14 protein-coding genes and 1 tRNA gene are annotated in these 17,560 nt (G+C 70.6%); all 15 read left to right on the plus strand.

Features of this window, described 5'->3' with window-relative positions:
• Nucleotides 1-13: 13 nt before the first annotated feature.
• A complete protein-coding gene (trpC, locus tag ASG95_RS09720) occupies nucleotides 14-805 on the plus strand; it encodes an indole-3-glycerol phosphate synthase TrpC (RefSeq protein WP_057377311.1) in 792 nt (263 codons plus the stop codon).
• Nucleotides 802-2,073: a tryptophan synthase subunit beta gene (gene trpB / locus ASG95_RS09725; RefSeq protein WP_057377312.1), complete on the plus strand. Its 1,272-nt coding sequence runs from the start codon at nucleotides 802-804 to the stop codon at nucleotides 2,071-2,073. Before trpC ends, trpB begins: the two co-directional genes overlap by 4 nt.
• Entirely contained in the window at nucleotides 2,070-2,888 is an 819-nt protein-coding gene (trpA, locus tag ASG95_RS09730; RefSeq protein ID WP_369820371.1) for a tryptophan synthase subunit alpha, read from the plus strand. The genes trpB and trpA overlap by 4 nt, the downstream gene beginning before the upstream one ends.
• 1 nt (nucleotide 2,889) lies before the next feature.
• Nucleotides 2,890-3,402, plus strand: coding sequence for a DoxX family protein (locus ASG95_RS09735; RefSeq protein WP_235543691.1), 513 nt, complete (start codon nucleotides 2,890-2,892; stop codon nucleotides 3,400-3,402).
• Complete coding sequence (locus tag ASG95_RS09740) at nucleotides 3,399-4,178, plus strand: thioredoxin domain-containing protein (protein ID WP_057377313.1); 780 nt, start codon at nucleotides 3,399-3,401, stop codon at nucleotides 4,176-4,178. Before ASG95_RS09735 ends, ASG95_RS09740 begins: the two co-directional genes overlap by 4 nt.
• Nucleotides 4,175-5,062: a prolipoprotein diacylglyceryl transferase gene (gene lgt / locus ASG95_RS09745; RefSeq protein WP_235543706.1), complete on the plus strand. Its 888-nt coding sequence runs from the start codon at nucleotides 4,175-4,177 to the stop codon at nucleotides 5,060-5,062. Before ASG95_RS09740 ends, lgt begins: the two co-directional genes overlap by 4 nt.
• A gap of 110 nt (nucleotides 5,063-5,172) precedes the next feature.
• Nucleotides 5,173-9,747: a glutamate synthase large subunit gene (gltB, locus tag ASG95_RS09750; protein ID WP_369820372.1), complete on the plus strand. Its 4,575-nt coding sequence runs from the start codon at nucleotides 5,173-5,175 to the stop codon at nucleotides 9,745-9,747.
• Nucleotides 9,740-11,194, plus strand: coding sequence for a glutamate synthase subunit beta (locus ASG95_RS09755; protein WP_056923298.1), 1,455 nt, complete (start codon nucleotides 9,740-9,742; stop codon nucleotides 11,192-11,194). The genes gltB and ASG95_RS09755 overlap by 8 nt, the downstream gene beginning before the upstream one ends.
• 94 nt (nucleotides 11,195-11,288) lie before the next feature.
• Nucleotides 11,289-12,740: a pyruvate kinase gene (gene pyk / locus ASG95_RS09760; protein ID WP_056923297.1), complete on the plus strand. Its 1,452-nt coding sequence runs from the start codon at nucleotides 11,289-11,291 to the stop codon at nucleotides 12,738-12,740.
• A gap of 252 nt (nucleotides 12,741-12,992) precedes the next feature.
• Entirely contained in the window at nucleotides 12,993-13,439 is a 447-nt protein-coding gene (locus tag ASG95_RS09765; RefSeq protein ID WP_057377315.1) for a hypothetical protein, read from the plus strand.
• Nucleotides 13,436-14,176 carry an ATP-binding cassette domain-containing protein gene (locus ASG95_RS09770; RefSeq protein WP_162259382.1) on the plus strand — a complete coding sequence of 247 codons (741 nt, stop codon included), beginning with the start codon at nucleotides 13,436-13,438 and terminating at the stop codon, nucleotides 14,174-14,176. The genes ASG95_RS09765 and ASG95_RS09770 overlap by 4 nt, the downstream gene beginning before the upstream one ends.
• The gene (locus ASG95_RS09775; protein ID WP_057377317.1) at nucleotides 14,173-15,399 is read left to right on the plus strand and encodes a hypothetical protein; all 1,227 of its coding nucleotides are present in this window, start codon (nucleotides 14,173-14,175) and stop codon (nucleotides 15,397-15,399) included. The genes ASG95_RS09770 and ASG95_RS09775 overlap by 4 nt, the downstream gene beginning before the upstream one ends.
• A gap of 7 nt (nucleotides 15,400-15,406) precedes the next feature.
• Nucleotides 15,407-15,973 (plus strand): hypothetical protein, encoded by a 567-nt coding sequence (locus tag ASG95_RS09780; RefSeq protein ID WP_057377318.1) that lies wholly within the window; start codon nucleotides 15,407-15,409, stop codon nucleotides 15,971-15,973.
• A 69-nt stretch (nucleotides 15,974-16,042) separates the two neighbouring features.
• Nucleotides 16,043-16,125 (plus strand) — tRNA-Leu (locus ASG95_RS09785).
• Between the two features lie 151 nt (nucleotides 16,126-16,276).
• Nucleotides 16,277-17,545: a site-specific integrase gene (locus tag ASG95_RS09790; protein WP_057377319.1), complete on the plus strand. Its 1,269-nt coding sequence runs from the start codon at nucleotides 16,277-16,279 to the stop codon at nucleotides 17,543-17,545.
• Nucleotides 17,546-17,560: the final 15 nt, after the last annotated feature.

Consider the following 17,560-nt stretch of genomic DNA (forward strand, 5'->3'; position numbering starts at 1 on the left):
ATAGCCTGTCGACATGCCCACCGTGCTCGACGACATCGTTGCCGGCGTCCGCGAAGACCTCGCCGGCGCGCAGGCGGTCGTCGGCCGTGACCGCATCGAGGAGCTGGCGGCAGCAGCCGCCCCCGCCCTCGACGCCGAGTCAGCCCTCCGTCGTCCCGGCCTGGCGCTGATCGCCGAGGTCAAGCGCGCCAGCCCCAGCAAGGGCGCGCTGGCACCGATCGCCGACCCCGCCGCCCTCGCTGCGGAGTACGAGGCGGGCGGAGCCACCGCGGTCAGCGTCCTCACCGAGCGCCGCCGGTTCCACGGCTCGCTCGACGACCTCGACGCGGTGCGCAAGGCGGTGCGGATCCCGGTGCTGCGCAAGGACTTCATGGTCGACGACTACCAGCTCTTCGAGGCCCGGGCCCACGGCGCCGACCTTGTCCTGCTCATCGTCGCGGCGCTGGGGCAGGACGACCTCGTCCGGATGCACGGGCTGGCCCACGAGCTGGGCATGACCGCGCTGGTCGAGGTGCACGACGAGGACGAGACCCGTCGAGCCGTCGACGCAGGCGCCTCGGTGATCGGGGTCAACGCCCGCAACCTCAAGACGCTCGCCGTCGACCCCGACACCTTCGCTCGACTCACCCCCTTGATCCCGGACTCCTGTGTCAAGGTGGCCGAGTCCGGGGTCGGAGGACCGCAGGACGCCGCCCGGTTCGCGGGTGAAGGCGCCGATGCCGTGCTCGTGGGCGAGGCACTGGTGCGGGGCAGCGACCCGCGCCGCGCGGCATACGAACTCATCGCGGCGGGAGCCACACCATGACCGGCCTGACCCCTGAGCCCCTGGCCCGCCCCGGACGCTTCGGCGACTTCGGCGGCCGCTACGTGCCCGAGGCCCTCATCCCCGCGCTGGAGGAGCTCGACGAGGCGCGCCGCAAGGCGATGGTCGACCCCGAGTTCATGGGCGAGCTCGAGCGCCTGCACCGCACCTACACGGGCCGTCCGAGCATCATCACCGAGGTGCCGCGGTTCGCCGCCCACGCCGGTGGCGCCCGGATCATCCTCAAGCGCGAGGACCTCAACCACACCGGTTCGCACAAGATCAACAACGTGCTGGCGCAGGCCCTGCTGACCAAGCGGATGGGCAAGACGCGGGTGATCGCCGAGACCGGTGCCGGTCAGCACGGCGTCGCGACCGCCACCGCGGCCGCCCTCATGGGCCTCGAGTGCGTCATCTACATGGGCAAGGTCGACACCGAGCGCCAGGCCCTCAACGTCGCCCGCATGCGGATGCTCGGTGCCGAGGTGGTCGCCGTCCCGACCGGCAGCGCGACCCTCAAGGACGCCATCAACGACGCCCTGCGCGACTGGGTCACCAACGTCGGCAACACCCACTACATCCTCGGCACCGTGACGGGGCCGCACCCGTTCCCCGAGATGGTCCGCGACTTCCACCGCGTGATCGGGGTCGAGGCGCGCGCCCAGGTCCTCGACCTGACCGGACGACTCCCCGACGCCGTGATCGCCTGTGTCGGTGGGGGATCCAACGCGATGGGCATCTTCCACCGGTTCATCGACGACGCCGCGGTCCGGCTGATCGGCATCGAGGCCGGGGGAGAGGGCATCGAGTCCGGCCGGCACGCCGCGCGGTTCGCGGCCAGCTCGCCGGGGGTGCTGCACGGCACCTTCAGCTACCTCATGCAGGACGACGACGGCCAGACCCTCGAGTCGCACTCGATCTCGGCGGGGCTCGACTACCCGAGCGTCGGCCCGGAGCACGCCCACCTGCGCGACACAGGTCGCGCCGAGTACCGCTACGCCACCGACGAGCAGACCATGAAGGCCTTCGAGCTGCTCTGCCGCACCGAGGGGATCATCCCGGCCCTGGAGTCGGCGCACGCCCTCGCCGGCGCGATCGAGGTCGGTCGCGAGCTCGGCCCTGACGCCCTGCTCCTGGTCAACCTGTCGGGGCGCGGCGACAAGGACATGCACACGGCCGCCGAGTGGTTCGGCCTCATCGAGACCGACCCGGTCCGGAGCGGCACGGCCGACGAGCCGCGCGCCGAGGGCGACGGAAGGACCCAGCTGTGAGCCCCACGACCACGGGCATCGGGGTCGGCGCCGTCCTCGAGCAGTGCCGCGCCGAGAACCGCGCCGCGCTCGTCGGATACCTCCCCGTCGGCTTCCCCTCGGTCGCGGGCTCGATCGAGGCGATGGTCGCGATGGTCGAGGCGGGCGTCGACATCGTCGAGGTCGGCATCCCCTACAGCGACCCGCTGATGGACGGTCCGGTGATCGCCTACGCCGCCGACCAGGCGCTCAAGCGCGGGGTCCACGTCGCCGACGCCTTCGCCGCGACGCGAGCGGTCCGCGACGCCGGGGCCCCGCCACTCGTGATGTCCTACTGGAACCTCATCCTGCGCCACGGGCCCACCGCCTTCGCGCGTGACCTCGCGGCCGCCGGTGGCGCGGGCATCATCACGCCCGACCTCATCCCCGACGAGGCGGCCGAGTGGATCGCCGCGAGCGACGAGACCGGCCTCGACCGCGTCTTCCTGGTCGCCCCCAGCTCCACGGAGCAGCGCATCGCCGCCGTGACCGCCCAGTGCCGTGGCTTCGTGTATGCCGTGTCGCACATGGGCGTGACCGGCGCCAGGACGTCGATGGGCGACGCCGCGGCAGTCATCGTCAACCGCACCAAGGCGGTCACCGACAAGCCGGTGTGCGTGGGCCTCGGGGTCTCCGGCGGGTCGCAGGCGGCCGAGGTCGCCGCCTACGCCGACGGCGTGATCGTGGGCTCTGCGCTGGTGCGGTGCCTCACCGAGGCGGACGACCCGGCCGCCGGCCTCGCCTCGCTCCGCGCCCTGGTCGGTGAGCTGGCCGAGGGCGTCCGGAGCGGTCGCTGAGGTGAGCCTGCTGTCGACCCCGCGGGTCCGCGACGTCATCGGGCTGCTCGCCCGGCTCATCCTGGGTGGTGTGGTCCTCGTGGCCGGGCTGCTCAAGGTCGGCCACCTCGAGACCTCCGCGCGGTCGGTCCGGGCCTACCAGCTGCTGCCCTACGACATGGCCGGCTACCTCGGCTACGGCCTGCCGATCCTCGAGGTCGCGATCGCCGTGCTGCTGATCCTGGGGTTGTTCACCCGGTTCAGTGCCGTCGTGGGCGGCTTCCTGATGGTGGTCTTCATCATCGGGATCGCCTCGGCCTGGGCCCGTGGCCTGTCCATCGACTGCGGTTGTTTCGGCAAGGGGGGAACCATTGCGGCCTCCCAGACGCAGTATCCGCAGGAGATCGCCCGCGACGTCGGGCTGCTCGCCTGCGCCCTGTGGCTGACGGTGCGACCTCGGTCGGTCCTCAGCCTCGAGCGGACCCTGTTCGGCGACCAGCACAGTTCGGACCACGAGAGGCAGCCCCACGCATGACCAGCACCAGCGCCAGCCGCAAGGCCAAGATCCAGGCCGCAGCCCCGAAGGGCGGCATCCGCAACGCCAAGAGCGGGGGCAACGGCGGCGCGAACCGCATCGTGGTGGCGACGGTGGTCGTGGTGGTCGTGCTCGCAGCGGTCATCACGGCGGTGATCCTGGGCAGCAGCGACAAGAAGGAGGCCACTACGGCGGGCGGGTCGGCCCTTCCCAAGAACGTCGCGGCGATGGGCGCCGGCATCGTCGTGAACCCCACTGCGCCCGCGAACGTGCCCACCCTGGACCTCTACGAGGACTTCCAGTGCCCGGTCTGTGCGCGGTTCGAGGAGATCTTCGGGCTCCAGATCGTCGACCTGGTCAAGGCCAACCAGGTGAAGCTGGTCGCCCACCCCCTGTCGTTCCTCGACGACAACCTCCGCAACGACTCCTCGAACCGCGCCGCGAACGCCGCCTCGTGTGCCGCTGACGCCGACAAGTTCCTGCAGTACCACGCCGCCACCTTCCAGGGTCAGCCCAAGACCGAGGGCGCCGGCTACACCGACGCCGACCTCAAGAGGTTCGCCGTGCAGGCCGGGCTCGACGGTCCCACCCTCACCACGTGGGAGCAGTGCTATGCGGCCAAGTCGCACAACCAGTGGGTCGAGTCGGTGCAGACCCAGTCGGAGAAGGACGGCGTCAACGGCACCCCGACGGTCAAGCTCAACGGCAAGGTCGTCGACCTCAGTGGCCTCACCCGCGACAAGCTCGCCGCCGAGGTCAAGGCCGCGACCAAGTGATCTCGCTGGCAACCCTGCCGAGCGGCCTCCCGGGGTCGCTGCCCAGCCCGTCCTCCGGTGTCTGGCACCTCGGGCCCTTCCCGCTGCGTGGCTACGCGCTGTGCATCCTCGCGGGCATCGTGGTCGCCGTCTGGATCACCGGTCGGCGACTCGTCGACCGGGGGCACGCCAAGGAGAAGGCCGTCGACATCTCGGCCTGGGCGGTCCCGTTCGGCATCATCGGCGGCCGGATCTACCACGTCATCACGACGCCCGAGCCCTACTTCGGCGCGGGCGGTCACCCGCTCAAGGCGCTGTACATCTGGGAGGGCGGCCTGGGCATCTGGGGCGCCATCTCCCTGGGTGCGCTCGGCGCCTGGATCGGCGCCCGCCGTCACGGGGTGCCGTTCCTGGACTACATCGACGCCGCAGCCCCCGGGGTGGCCGTCGCGCAGGCGCTGGGCCGCTGGGGCAACTGGTTCAACAACGAGCTCTACGGCCGGCCGACCGACCTGCCCTGGGGCCTGACCATCCACGAGTGGGACCAGTCCGCCGGCCACGCGGTGCGGGACGCGAACGGCAAGGCCATCGTGCTCGGCACCTTCCAGCCGACCTTCCTCTACGAGTCCCTGTGGTGCCTGCTCCTGGCCCTCGTCCTCGTGCTCGTGGACCGCCGCTGGGCGCTGCGCAAGGGCCAGCTCTTCGGCCTCTACGTGATCGGCTACCCGATGGGCCGGATCGTCTTCGAGCTGATGCGCAGCGACGAGGCCAACACGATCTTCGGCGTGCGGGTCAACGTATGGACCAGCATCCTGGTCTTCCTGCTCGGCATCGCCATCGTCTGGTTCGGGAGGCGCCGCGAGGTGGCGGTCCCCCGAGAGGTCACGTCTCAACATACGGAATAGGTCGGCTCACATGGCGGGACAAACGGCCCACCGGCTATCCTTCCTGCAGCCGTGGCCAAGGCCGTCCACGCGCGTGAAATGGTGTGCCCAACTTGGGTTCCACAACGCACTTGACTCCCCCCAAGGACGGTGACCCGAACGTGACTCCTGCGCGCTTCTCCGCCCAGCCCGCCGACACGGGCCTCTACCGCCGCGAGCACGAGCACGACGCTTGCGGCGTGGCCCTCGTGGCGACGATGCGGGGAAGTGCAGGTCACGACATCGTCGACCACGCGCTGACCGCCCTGCGCAACCTCGACCACCGCGGCGCCACCGGCGCCGACCCGCTGGTCGGCGACGGCGCCGGCATCCTCACCCAGATCCCCGATGCGTTCTTCCGCGAGGTGGTCGAGTTCGACCTCCCGGTCAACGGCGCGTATGCCGTGGGCACCGCCTTCCTGCCGACCGACGAGACCGAGCGGGCCCAGGTGGTGGCCCGGATCGAGGAGCTCGCCGCCGAGGAGGGGCTCACCGTCCTGGGCTGGCGCGACGTGCCGGTCGCCGCCGAGCTCGTGGGCCAGGCCGCCCGCGACTGCATGCCGTTCTTCCGCCAGCTGTTCGTGTCCGCCGCGGTCGGCCGGATGGTCGGGCTGGGGCTGGACCGGCTCGCCTTCTGCCTGCGCAAGCGCGCCGAGCGCGAGACCGAGGTCTACTTCCCCTCGCTGTCCTGTCGCACGCTCGTCTACAAGGGCATGCTCACCACCGGGCAGCTCGAGCCGTTCTTCCCCGACCTGTCCGACCGCCGGTTCGAGACCCAGCTCGCGCTGGTGCACTCCCGGTTCTCGACCAACACCTTCCCGAGCTGGCCGCTCGCGCACCCCTACCGGCTGATCGCCCACAACGGCGAGATCAACACCGTCAAGGGCAACCGCAACTGGATGAGCGCCCGCGAGAGCCAGCTGGTCTCCGACGTCATCCCGGGTGACCTCGACCGACTGTTCCCGATCTGCACCCCCGAGGCCTCCGACTCGGCCTCCTTCGACGAGGCGCTCGAGCTGTTGCACCTCGGCGGACGCCCGCTGCCCCACGCGGTGCTCATGATGATCCCTGAGGCGTGGGAGAACAACACCGAGATGGACCCGGCCCGACGGGCCTTCTACGAGTTCCACTCGACATTCATGGAGCCGTGGGACGGCCCCGCCTGCGTGACCTTCACCGACGGGTCGCTCATCGGCGCCGTCCTGGACCGCAACGGCCTGCGTCCCGGTCGCTACTCGGTGACCGACGACGGGCTCGTCGTCCTCGCCTCCGAGTCGGGGGTCCTCGACCTCGACCCGACGCGGGTCGTGCGCAAGGGCCGGCTCCAGCCGGGGCGGATGTTCCTCGTCGACACCGAGCACGGCCGCATCGTGTCCGACGACGAGGTGAAGTCGTCGCTGGCCGCCCAGCACCCCTACGACGAGTGGCTGCACGCCGGCCTCATCCACCTCGACGACCTGCCCGAGCGCGAGCACATCGTGCACACCGCGGCCTCGGTGGCCCGGCGCCAGCAGACCTTCGGCTACACCCAGGAGGAGCTCAAGATCCTCCTCACCCCGATGGCCAGGACAGGGGGAGAGGCGCTCGGCTCGATGGGCACCGACACCCCGATCGCCGTGCTGTCGGACCGTCCGCGGCTGGTCTTCGACTACTTCACCCAGCTGTTCGCGCAGGTGACCAACCCGCCGCTCGACGCGATCCGCGAGGAGCTCGTCACCTCGCTGGGCACCGTCATCGGTCCGGAGGGCAACGCCCTCGCGGCGGGACCTGCGCACGCGCGCCAGGTCGTCCTGCCGTTCCCCGTGATCGACAACGACGACCTCGCCAAGATCGTCCACGTCAACGCCGACGGCGACCTGCCGGGCTACGCGACGCACGTCGTGCGCGGGCTCTACGACGTCACCGGTGGGGCCGCTGCGATGACCGCGCGGCTCGAGGAGATCTTCGCGGAGGTGTCAGCAGCGATCGCCGAGGGTGCCCGCTTCGTCGTGCTCTCCGACCGTGACTCCGGTCGCGACTACGCGCCGATCCCGTCGCTCCTCCTCACCTCGGCGGTGCACCACCACCTGATCCGCGAGAAGACCCGCACCCTCGTGGGGCTCGTCGTCGAGGCCGGCGACGTGCGCGAGGTCCACCACGTCGCCTTGCTCATCGGCTATGGCGCGGCCGCGGTCAACCCCTACCTCGCGATGGAGTCGGTGGAGGACCTGGTGCGCTCCGGCGCCATCGAGGGCGTCACCGCCGACCAGGCCGTCGCGAACCTCATCAAGGCGCTCGGCAAGGGCGTCCTCAAGGTGATGTCGAAGATGGGTATCTCCACGGTCGCGTCCTACCGCGGCGCCCAGGTCTTCGAGGCCCTCGGGCTCTCGCAGGAGCTCGTCGACCGCTACTTCACCGGCACGGTGAGCCAGCTCGGTGGCGTCGGCCTCGACGTGCTCGCCGCGGAGACCGCGGCCCGGCACGCCGCGGCATACCCTCCGGACGGGGTGCGGCTCCCGCACCGCAAGCTCGGTGTGGGCGGTGAGTACCAGTGGCGGCGCGAAGGTGAGCCGCACCTGTTCGACCCCGACACCGTCTTCCGCCTGCAGCACTCGACGCGGCAGCGGCGCTACGACATCTTCAAGCAGTACACCTCGCGGATCGACGAGCAGTCCGAGCGGCTGATGACGCTGCGTGGCCTATTCACGCTCGGCGGCCCGTCGCCGCGCCCCGCGGTCCCGATCGACGAGGTCGAGCCGATCAGCGAGATCGTCAAGCGGTTCAACACCGGGGCGATGTCCTACGGCTCGATCAGCCAGGAAGCCCACGAGACGCTGGCCATCGCGATGAACCGCATCGGCGGTCGCTCCAACACCGGTGAGGGGGGCGAGGACATCGACCGCCTGATGGACCCCGAGCGGCGCTCGACGATCAAGCAGGTCGCGTCCGGCCGGTTCGGCGTGACCTCGCTCTACCTGACCAAGGCGGGCGACATCCAGATCAAGATGGCGCAGGGTGCCAAGCCCGGTGAGGGCGGACAGCTGCCCGGCCACAAGGTCTACCCCTGGATCGCCACGACCCGGCACTCCACGCCGGGTGTCGGCCTGATCAGCCCGCCGCCGCACCACGACATCTACTCGATCGAGGACCTCGCCCAGCTGATCCACGACCTCAAGAACGCCAACCCCGAGGCTCGGATCCACGTGAAGCTGGTCTCCGAGATCGGCGTCGGCACGGTCGCGGCGGGTGTCTCCAAGGCGCACTCCGACGTGGTCCTCATCTCCGGTCACGACGGTGGCACCGGCGCGTCCCCGCTCACCTCGCTCAAGCACGCCGGTGGGCCGTGGGAGATCGGCCTCGCCGAGACCCAGCAGACCTTGGTGCTCAACGGGTTGCGCGACCGGATCGTCGTGCAGTGCGACGGTCAGCTCAAGACCGGCCGCGACGTCGTCATCGCCGCGCTGCTCGGTGCCGAGGAGTTCGGGTTCGCCACGGCTCCGCTGGTCGTCAGCGGCTGCATCATGATGCGGGTCTGCCACCTCGACACCTGTCCGGTGGGCATCGCCACCCAGAACCCCGAGCTGCGCGCGCGCTTCTCCGGCAAGCCCGAGTTCGTCGAGACGTTCTTCGAGTACGTCGCCGAGGAGGTCCGCGAGCACCTGGCGGCGCTGGGCTTCCGCAGCATCGAGGAGGCCATCGGCCAGGTGTCGGCCATCGACGCCACCCGCGCCGTCAACCACTGGAAGGCCGCTGGGCTCGACCTGGCGCCGATCTTCACCGACGTGGAGAGCCCGGACGGCTCGGCCCGGCGCAACACGACGACCCAGGACCACGGGCTGGAGAAGGCCCTCGACCACCACCTCATCACCATCGCGCGGGAGGCCATCAACGACGGCACCCCGGTGGTCGGCGAGGTCGCGGTCCGCAACGTCAACCGCACGATCGGCACGCTGCTCGGACACGAGGTCACCAAGGCGCACCCCGACGGGCTGCCCGACAACACGATCGACCTGACCCTGACCGGTTCGGCGGGCCAGTCGCTCGGCGCGTTCCTGCCGCGCGGCATCACGCTGCGCCTGGTGGGTGACGCGAACGACTACGTGGGCAAGGGCCTGTCCGGTGGTCGCGTCGTGGTCCGTCCCGACCGCGCCGCCCCGCTGCAGGCCGAGGCGAACGTCATTGCCGGCAACGTCATCGGCTACGGCGCCACCACGGGCCAGATCTTCCTGCGCGGACTCGTCGGCGAGCGCTTCTGCGTCCGCAACTCCGGCGCGACCGCCGTCGTCGAGGGTGTCGGGGACCACGGCTGCGAGTACATGACCGGCGGCACCGTCCTCGTGCTCGGCCCGACCGGGCGCAACTTCGCGGCCGGCATGTCCGGGGGAGTGGCCTACGTCCTCGACCTCGACGAGAGCCGGGTCAACACCGAGCTCGTCGACGTCTCCGGGCTCCGCCCCGACGACGAGACGGTCGTGCGCGAGCTGCTCGCCCAACACGTGGCGGAGACCGAGTCGCCCATCGCGGCCCGGCTGCTCGAGGAGTGGGAGTCCGCGAGGTCGCGGTTCACCCTGGTCCTCCCGCGTGACTACCAGCGCGTCCTCGACGTGCGCGCCGCCGCCGAGGCGGAGGGACTAGACGTCAACGGCTCCGAGGTCTGGGAGCGGATCATGGAGGCCTCCCGTGGCTGACCCCCAAGGTTTTCTGAAGACGCGGGAGCGCGAGCTGCCCGCCCGTCGCCCCGTGCCGGTCCGGATCAGGGACTGGAAAGAGGTCTACGAGGAGCAGGAGCTCGGCCAGCTGCAGCGGCAGGCGGGGCGCTGCATGGACTGCGGGATCCCGTTCTGCCACAGCGGTTGTCCCCTCGGCAACCTCATCCCCGAGTGGAACGACCTGGCCTGGAAGGGCGACTGGCGCGAGGCCATCGAGCGGCTGCACGCCACGAACAACTTCCCGGAGTTCACCGGTCGGCTCTGCCCTGCACCGTGTGAGACGGCCTGCGTCCTCGGGATCAACCAGCCCGCGGTGACCATCAAGCAGATCGAGGTCACGACGATCGACCGTGCCTTCGACGCCGGCTACGTCCAGCCGCAGGCGCCCGAGCGGCTCTCCGGCAAGACCGTCGCCGTCGTCGGCTCCGGTCCGGCGGGACTGGCCGCGGCCCAGCAGCTCACCCGCGCCGGTCACACCGTCGCGGTCTACGAGCGGGCCGACAAGCCCGGTGGCCTGCTGCGCTACGGCATCCCCGAGTTCAAGATGGAGAAGTCGGTCCTCGACCGCCGCATCGCCCAGATGGAGGCCGAGGGCACCCGCTTCCGCAGCGGCGTCGACGTCGGTGGCGACGTGACCGGCAAGCAGCTGCGCGACCGCTACGACGCTGTCGTCCTGGCCATCGGGGCGACCGTCCCGCGTGACCTGCCGGTGCCCGGGCGCGAGCTCGACGGCGTCATGCAGGCGATGGACTTCCTCCCGCCGGCCAACCGCGTCGCCCTGGGCGAGACCGTCGAGGGACAGGTCACCGCCGAGGGCAAGGACGTCATCGTCATCGGCGGTGGCGACACCGGCGCCGACTGCATCGGCACCTCGCACCGCCAGGGCGCCCGCTCGGTCACCAGCCTCGAGATCATGCCGCAGCCCGGCGAGGAGCGGGTCGCAGGTCAGCCGTGGCCCACCTACCCGATGCTCTTCCGCGTCGCGTCGGCCCACGAGGAGGGCGGGGAGCGCGTCTACGCCACGTCCACCAAGGAGATCCTCGGCGAGGACGGGAAGGTCTCCGGCATCCGGGTCGTCGAGGTCCGCATGGGCGACCAGGGCTTCGAGGAGGTCGAGGGCACCGAGCGCGTGCTGCCGGCCCAGCTGATCCTGCTCGCGATGGGGTTCCTCGGGCCGCAGGGCCCGGGCGTCGTCGAGCAGCTCGAGGTCGAGCTCGACGAGCGTTCCAACGTCAAGCGCGACCAGGACTACATGTCGTCGGTCCCCGGCGTGTTCGTGGCTGGTGACGCCGGTCGTGGGCAGTCGCTCATCGTGTGGGCCATCGCCGAGGGCCGCTCTGCGGCGGCCGGTGTCGACCGCTTCCTCACCGGCGCCACGGCGCTGCCCCGCCCGATCAACCCGAACGACCGCCCGCTCGTCGTCTGACCCGAAAAGGCGGCACGCGGCATACCCCCAACTCCGGTGTCCGCAGGGTGACCGGGGTCACGTTCGGGATGGGTCGACCGATAGGGTCGAGGACATGCGTCGCGCCAAGATCGTCTGCACATTGGGCCCGGCTGTATCCACCCCAGAGGGGATCCGCCAGCTCGTCGACGCGGGGATGGATGTGGCCCGCCTCAACCTCTCGCACGGCGAGTACGCCGACCACGAGAAGATCTACCAGGAGATCCGCCGGGCCAGTGACGAGACCGGTCACGCGGTCGGCGTCCTGGTCGACCTGCAGGGTCCCAAGATCCGCACGGCGCGCTTCAAGGACGGCCCGGTCGACCTGGTCAACGGCGCCGAGTTCACCATCACCACCCGCGACGTCGAGGGGTCGGTGACCGAGGTCGGCACGACCTACAAGGGCCTGCCCGGCGACGTCCGCCCCGGCGACCTGCTCCTCATCGACGACGGCAAGGTCTGCCTGCAGGCGACCGACGTCAGCGAGACCGACGTGAAGTGCGTCGTCACCGTCGGCGGCACGGTCTCCAACAACAAGGGGATCAACCTTCCCGGCGTCGCGGTCTCCGTGCCGGCGCTGTCGGAGAAGGACAAGGAAGACCTGCGCTGGGCGCTCGGGCTGCGCGCCGACATGATCGCCCTGTCGTTCGTGCGCTCGGCCGCCGACCTCGACGACGTGCACGCGGTGATGGACGAGGTCGGGGTGCGGCTGCCCGTCATCGCCAAGATCGAGAAGCCGCAGGCGGTCGACAACCTCGTCGAGATCATCGAGGCGTTCGACGGCGTGATGGTGGCCCGTGGTGACCTCGGCGTCGAGCTGCCGCTCGAGGAGGTGCCGATCGTCCAGAAGGAAGCCATCGAGATCGCGCGCCGCAACGCCAAGCCGGTCATCGTCGCCACCCAGGTGCTCGAGTCGATGATCGAGAACCCGCGCCCGACCCGCGCCGAGGCCTCCGACGCCGCGAACGCCGTCCTCGACGGTGCCGACGCGCTGATGCTCTCGGGGGAGACCAGCGTCGGTGCCTATCCGATCCTCGCCGTGCAGACCATGGCCCGCATCATCGAGAGCACCGAGGAGCACGGGCTCGAGCGGATCCGTCCGCTGGGCACGAAGCCGCACACGATGGGTGGGGCCGTGGCGGCCGCCGCCGTCGAGATCGGCGAGCTGCTCGGCGCGAAGTACCTCATCACCTTCAGCCAGTCCGGCGACACCGCGAAGCGGATGTCGCGGATCCGTCCGCGGATCCCCATGCTGGCCTTCACACCGGAGCCGCACACCCGCTCGCGACTCGCCCTGGCGTGGGGCATCGAGACCTACCTGGTGCCGATGGCCCGCCACACCGACCAGATGGCCCAGCAGGTCGACAAGTCGCTGCTCGCCTCCGGACGCGCCCAGGAAGGTGACCTCGTCGTCATCGTCGCCGGCTCGCCGCCCGGCATCCCCGGCTCCACGAACGCGCTGCGCGTGCACAAGATGGGCGACGCCATCAACAAGGTGGCGCCGGCCTACGAGGACCTCGCCGACTGACCCCGGCGCCGGTGGTTGGCTGCTTCCGTGCTTGGCTGACCCCTTATCGTCGAAGGCTGTGGAAGAAACCTAGCCAGACCTAGCATGGTGTGGTTGTATGGCCGCGTTCGAACGGGGCGGGTCTCAGGGGTGAGCTGAGCCGCCCGCAGGTGCCGACGGGTCGGTGGCTGCGGCGTGGCTCTTCGTGGATGCGTCCCTGCCGGTGGGGCATGCCTGCCTCCCGGTGGTCACATCCATGGAGAGGGGAAACTCATGACACCCATCAAGCGCTGGGCCTCGGTCCCGGTGGTCTGCGGTCTCGGCCTGACGGTGCTGGCGGCACCGGCCTTCGCCAACTACTACAACTGGGGCATCGTCAACGCCTACGAGGGCTCGACCCTGGTGGCGCAGGGCAAGGGGACGGTGGGCGTCGACTACGGGCTCGACGTGATCGGGGGACACGCCACCTCGTCCGACCCGCGACCGGGTGGTAGTCCGGCCTACGCCAAGATCCACTACAACTACACGGTCCCGCAGTTCGACGGTCCGCACGATGCCCGTGGGGTCGACAACGCCACGTCTTCCTGGGTCGACAAGTTCGTCAACGGCAACCTCAACACCCAGTACGACGCCGCTGAGCTGCGTGGCGAGGCCTGCCAGAACGACAAGGCCGGTCCCGACGCCTGCAAGGGCAGCGCCTGGACCAACCAGAAGTGGTGACTGCCGACCATCGGCTCGCAGCCGAGGGCGACGAGGGTGACCTCCGTCCTCGGCTGCGGGACGTCACGGTCCGGCGCGGGAGCTTCGTGCTCGCCTGCCCCGACTGGCGCACCCGGCCCGGGCTGACTGCCGTCGTGGGCCTCAACGGGGCGGGCAAGTCGACGCTGCTGCAGCTGCTCTCCGGGCAGCTCGGCCCCACGCGGGGCGAGGTCGAGCTCGCCGACCGGACGAACGTCCTGCCCCAGGTCGCCCGGCTGTCCAGCGCGTCGTCGGTGGTCGACCTCTACCGCTACCTCGCTGCTTTGCGTGGGGTCCGCCGGCCCGATCGTGAGCCCGAGGTGCAGTCGGCGCTGGAGCTGGCTGGGCTGGTCGAGCACGCCGTCATCCCGATGCGGCAGCTCAGTGGCGGCTGGCAGCAGCGGGCCCTGGTCGGTCAGTGCCTGCTCGGCTCGCCGACGGTGCTGCTGCTCGACGAGCCGACCGCCTCGCTCGACGTCGGGGCAGCGCGCAGCATCTGGGAGCTGATGCGCGAGCTCGCGGGGCGGCTGCCGGTCGTGGTCGCCACCCACGAGGCGTCCGCATCGGTCGAGTTCTGCGACCAGATGGTCACGGTGCAGGCCGGCGTGGTCGGCCCGCCGCTCGAGGGCGACCTGCTGCGCGCCGACCTCGGTCGTGCCTCCCAGTCGGCCGAGAGCTTCCTCCTCGGCCTGATCGAGCCCGAGGAGCGCAGCGCATGAGGGCGCAGCTGCGCGGACGCCTCGTGTGGCTGGTGACCGGCCTGATGCTGGCGGCGATGGCGACGACGCTGTCGCTGCGCGACGCCGACTGGATGGGTGACGCGCTCTGGGGACAGGAGACGATCGGGGTCGCCCAGGTGCTCGTCCTTCCACTGCTGGCCGGTGGTGCGGCCGTCGTCGGTTGGCGCGACGTCGGGGGCATCCTCACCCTGATCCCCGCCGGCCGACAGCGGTGGCGGCACTTCCGGGTGACGTTCGCGGCGTGGGCGATCCCCGTCGTGGCCTTGTATGCCGTGGCCAACCTGTTCGTGATCGTGGCCTCCCAGTGGAGTGAGCCGTCGATCCCCAACGCCACGCCGTGGCCGGCGCTCACCCAGACCGGCGGCGCGCTGCTCGTCTTCGTGGTCGGGTACGCCCTCGGGGTCGTGCTGAGGTCCTGGCTGGGGTCGGTGGTCGCGGCACTGCTCACGGTCGCGGTGCTCATCCTCGACCGGATGGGGGCGATCGCCACCGGCCTGGCCGAGTACACCTCCAGCGGGACGATGCTCGGGGCCGTCGCCAACCCGGCCTACTTCGCGACCCGGCTGGTCTGGATGACGTTCGTCGGCGCCCTCATCGTGGCTCTCCTGGTGACCGTTCCGCGGCGCAGGACAGGTCTGCTCGTCGCGCTGGGCGCTGCCCTGGTCGCGGGACAGCTCACCTTCCCGACCAACGACAGCTACGGCATCCGGCCGGAGCGCGCAGACACCTGCACGGCCACGCCGGTCGTCGTCTGTGCACCGCCGGAGTTCCGCGATCGTGCGGTCCGGGCCGCCGAGATGGCGGGTCAGACCGGCGCGGTGCTGCGGCAGCTCGGGGTGACCTCACCCGGCCGCTTCGTCATGTGGCAACCCGGCCGGGACCACCTGGACAACCTGATGCTGGTCGACCCCGGCACGTTCCGCGCGCCCCTGACACTGCAGACCGTCGTGGCCGGAGTGGTGGCCCCATTGTCGTGCGGGCTGTGGTCCGGCCCGGAGCCGCCACCGTACTCGTGGTTCTACAGCAAGGCGCTGGTCGAGTCCTTCGTCATGAGCCAGCTGACCGCTCGGATCACCGAGCCCTACGGCCGGCTCCTCACCGCGAAGGGAGCCGAGCAGTCGCGGGCGCTGGTCACACAGGCAGCGACGGCGCTCCAGGAGTGCGACCTGGCCAAGGTGCCACCATCGTTCAGCAACCAGTAGTGGCGCGGTGATCCGCGGCTGGCTGGCCGACCACGACTGGCGTCTGGCGGTGCTGTCCACGGCGCTCGGGGGGCTCGCCCTCGTGACCGGTCAGCCCGTCCTCGCCAGCCCGCTGGGCGAGTCGTACCAAGGGATCACGGTCGGCCTGCTCGCCATGCTGTGCAGTTGTGTCGGCTTCGCGCTGAGCCTGCGGTCGCGCGCCGCAGCTGCCTTGGGCGTGCGGTCCGGCGCGCGGTATCGCTTGCTGTGGTTCGTGATCCAGCTCCTCCTGGTGGTCGCGGTCGCGGAGTCGGTGTCGGGGTTCGAGCTCGCACCCCGACGACTGGTCTTCGTGATCGGCTGGGGCGCAGGGCTTTCCGGTCTCCTCGCGCTGGTCTCAGAGGGTGGGTCGACGCTCTACGGCTTCCTGCTGTTCGCCAGCTGCGTCCTTTCCCCGCGCGGGGAGCCTGCCCGCTGGTGGGCCCCGCTGGCCCACGCCCCGGTCGGTGATGCTGGGGTGGTGGCCGCGGCGATCGTGGTGCTGGCGTGTGGCGTGCTCTACGTGGCCAACCCCCCGCGGGGCGCACCCCTCTGAGCCGGGTGCCGCCTTGTCGTCCGGGAGCAGCGCACCGCTATCCTTTCCGAGGCCGCTGAGGTGGCCACGGCCGAAGTGGTGGAATGGCAGACACGGAGCACTCAAAATGCTCTGCTCGAAAGGGCGTGCGGGTTCAAGTCCCGCCTTCGGCACCCACGTGACCAGCGGAAACGATCCCGGTTGGTGGTCAGTGTCCACACACTGTCCACACCGGTCCACGGCTCAGGCCGCGGACCGTGAGCCCGGGTAGTCGGTTTCGTTGCCGCCATGCCGACCGTCGGAGGGACGGAAGGCGGTTCCCCCATGGCGAGCATTCGAGAGCGCAACGGTCGTTTCCAGGTCCGGTGGCGCGAGCACGGCCGGGCCGTGGCCGAGACGTTCCCTACCCGAGCCCAGGCCCGGCGGTTCCAGGGCATGGTGATGGCGGCGGGGGAGCAGTACCCCGAGGGCTGGGTCCCTGGCACCGGCTTCACCGCGGCCGGCGGGCCAGCGGCCGCAGGACCGGGCCCACGGTCCGCCACCGGATCCCTTCTCGGCTCTGCGCCGACGCTCTCCTTGGCCGAGTGGTTCGAGCGGGCCGTGGCGGCCCGGACAACGGCCAACGACCGCAGCAAGCAGGACATGCGCCGCGACTTCCACCGGCACGTCCCCGCATGGCTCGCTGACACTCCAGTAGACCGAATCACCCGCGAACAGGCCGGCCTGTGGGTCAACCAGCTCCGGACCCAGCCCCGCGGCGGGTCCGGAGCCCACGCCGGGCAGCCCGTATCGACCAAGACCATCCACAACGTCCACGGCCACGTCTCCGGGGCCATGAACGACGCCGTCCGGGACGGCCTTGCCCCACGCAACCCCTTCTCGGGGCTGCTGCGCGGTATGCCGCGTACCCCAGCGCAGGAGATGGTCTGCCTCACCCCGGAGGAGTTCGTCCTCCTCAGGGAGGCCTTCATCGAGCACTACCACCCGTTCCTGACCTTCCTCTACGCCACCGGGCTGCGATTCGGCGAGATCACCGCCCTGGGGCCGGAGCACTTCGACCTCCTGCACCGCACCGTCCGGGTCGAGCGGGCTTGGAAGTACGACTCCGTCCGGCACACCTACCTCGGACCGCCCAAGACGGCACGGGCCGCTCGCACGGTGACGTTCAACGACGGTGTCGCCGAGATGGTGACACCCCTGCTGAACGCGGCCGGGTCACGCCCGAGGACGCTGGGGGAGCCTGCCCTCGTGTTCGTGAACACCCGTGGGTCACGGATCCAGAACGGGGCGTTCCATGCCCACCAGTGGAACCCCGCGATCATCAAGGCCATGAGCAAGGGCCTCACCCAGCGACCCCGGTTGCACGACCTGCGGCACTCCCACGCCTCGCTCATGCTTGCCGAGGGCAACTCGATGTATGCCGTCTCCCGGCGGCTGGGGCACGCCAGCATCACCACCACCGACGCCCGGTACAGCCATCTGCTCCCGGAGATGGACGAGCAGATGCGCAGCTCTCTAGACCGCATTCCGATCTCGGGTCTCGCGCCCGGCAAGTCGCACCTGCGAATAGTCAGGAGCACTGACACCGGTTAGCAGTCCTAGGGCAGG

This window comes from Phycicoccus sp. Soil803, from assembly GCF_001429685.1.
Classification (GTDB): domain Bacteria; phylum Actinomycetota; class Actinomycetes; order Actinomycetales; family Dermatophilaceae; genus Pedococcus.

Coding starts and splice junctions, on each gene's coding strand:
- ASG95_RS09775 (WP_057377317.1), top strand. CDS start 14,173: ATGAGGGCGCAGCTGCGCGGACGCCTCGTGTGGCTGGTGACCGGCCTG.
- ASG95_RS09765 (WP_057377315.1), top strand. CDS start 12,993: ATGACACCCATCAAGCGCTGGGCCTCGGTCCCGGTGGTCTGCGGTCTC.
- trpC (WP_057377311.1), top strand. CDS start 14: ATGCCCACCGTGCTCGACGACATCGTTGCCGGCGTCCGCGAAGACCTC.
- ASG95_RS09790 (WP_057377319.1), top strand. CDS start 16,277: ATGGCGAGCATTCGAGAGCGCAACGGTCGTTTCCAGGTCCGGTGGCGC.
- ASG95_RS09740 (WP_057377313.1), top strand. CDS start 3,399: ATGACCAGCACCAGCGCCAGCCGCAAGGCCAAGATCCAGGCCGCAGCC.
- pyk (WP_056923297.1), top strand. CDS start 11,289: ATGCGTCGCGCCAAGATCGTCTGCACATTGGGCCCGGCTGTATCCACC.
- trpB (WP_057377312.1), top strand. CDS start 802: ATGACCGGCCTGACCCCTGAGCCCCTGGCCCGCCCCGGACGCTTCGGC.